The 227-nt window shown below is 38.8% G+C and carries 1 pseudogene; it reads right to left on the reverse strand.

Annotation, left to right across the window (positions count from 1 at the left end):
- Positions 1 to 227, reverse strand: a pseudogene (locus C1G57_RS09180) (IS5/IS1182 family transposase); the annotation flags it as partial.

Consider the following 227-nt stretch of genomic DNA (forward strand, 5'->3'; position numbering starts at 1 on the left):
TACTGAATTTGTTTGAGGTTTCCTTTCTCTGTCCGTGCTAACTGGTCTAACTCTTCACTAGCTTGTACAGGATCAGCTTCGTAAATCTTAATATCTCTCTCAAATCCATACTTGTCCGTTCTTCGTGAATAATTCTTAAACGAGTAGACAACCCCATCTGGTTTTATCCACTGGTCAGAATCTTCTAAGTAAGTCCAGTTTTCAGGATTGGCATCACTCTTCTTATA

Source organism: Streptococcus suis (assembly GCF_002960425.1).
Taxonomy (GTDB): Bacteria; Bacillota; Bacilli; order Lactobacillales; family Streptococcaceae; genus Streptococcus; species Streptococcus suis_S.